The organism is Roseomonas rosulenta (genome assembly GCF_016106005.1).
GTDB lineage: Bacteria > Pseudomonadota > Alphaproteobacteria > Acetobacterales > Acetobacteraceae > Neoroseomonas > Neoroseomonas rosulenta.
Map to the genome: position 1 here is coordinate 1 of NZ_JACADR010000548.1, position 1226 is coordinate 1226.

The following is a 1226-nucleotide window of genomic DNA, read 5'->3' on the forward strand; positions in this document are numbered from 1 at the left end:
CCCGGCGGCGGCCTGAACCATGCTGCCCCGGCGGCGGCCCGCCCCCCGCCGCGCGGGGCGCCCCCGAGGCTTGACCCGCCGGGGCGGGATTTGCCACGCTCCGCTTCGTGGGAATCCTGGTCAGCGTCCGCGCCGGCGATGACGACACGCTCTGGGCCGTGGTTGCCACGGTCGGGCGGAAAAGCCGCGTCGCGGAGGTCTTCCGCTCCCGCGCCCAGGCCCTCGACGACCGTGCCTGGCGCGACCAGCAGGTGAAGGCCTATGCCGACTGGCTGGTGCGGGCGAAGAAGCCGGTGCCGCATTACTCGGTGACGCCGATCCGCCGCTCCGACCTGCCGCGCAAATGGACGCCACTGCCCGCGCTGGGCTTCCTGCGCGGGCAGATGGTGTGAGGGAGCCTTCGCGAATGCGCCGTCCGGCGCATTCCGCAGCCCGGCACCTCGCCACCAGGCGAACCTGTCCTGTCTGGGGGGCAGAACCGGGGCGCGGGCCGTGCGGCAGTCCCGGATGAACGCCGAAAGCATCGCGGCCTGACGCACAGCACGAGCGCGCCCGCCCGCAATGTTGCCCATCACGCCCATGCGGAGTTTAGTCACCCTGCTGTGAGCTTCAGGAGGAACGGCCGATGCCCCGCCTGCGCCCCTCGATCACGCGTCGCCCGTCCCAACTAGCACCCATCCTCGCCGCGGCGCTGCTGCTCACCAGCTGTGCCGCAGGCACTGGCCCGGCCCCCGGCGCTATGCCGCCGGACGACGGCACCGATGCCTGCCGCCCCCAGGCCGCGGCGCTCGACCGCTCCGCCGAGTTCTTCGCCGTGCCCCTCGTGGCCGGCGGCGTAGCGGTGGTCGGCGCCGGCGGCGTGCTCGGCACGCGGCCCGGCGTGATCGGGGCGCTGGTCTGGGGGGCGACCTCCGCCGCCGCGGCGGTCGCCACCGTGGCCTATGTCGACCAGCGCCGGCGCGAGGCTGCAGGAAACGAGGCCGCCCTCGCCACCGCCGTCGGCAACGACATCGACCGCGAGAGCAACGGCCTGGCGCAGTCCCAGGCGGCGCTCGACAGCGTGCTCGACTGCCGCCTGCGCGAGGCGCGCCGCGTCCAGGAGGCGGCGCGCGCCGGCGCCATCCAGCGCGCGCAGGCGGAAGCCCAGCTGGCCGCGATGCGCGCCCAGGCCGAACGCGACCTAGCGCTGAGCCGCACCATCGAACAGCGCGTGCAGGCCCGCGCGG

Annotated in this window: 2 protein-coding genes; both read left to right on the forward strand. The window is 75.1% G+C overall.

Annotation, left to right across the window (positions count from 1 at the left end; translation table 11 throughout):
- The first annotated feature begins 107 nt into the window (after positions 1 to 107).
- Positions 108 to 392 (forward strand): hypothetical protein, encoded by a 285-nt coding sequence (locus tag HW578_RS26755; protein WP_198373731.1) that lies wholly within the window; start codon positions 108 to 110, stop codon positions 390 to 392.
- A 233-nt stretch (positions 393 to 625) separates the two neighbouring features.
- Positions 626 to 1226, forward strand: a 601-nt coding sequence (locus HW578_RS26760) for a hypothetical protein (RefSeq protein WP_198373732.1), incomplete at its 3' end; no start/stop codon positions are given.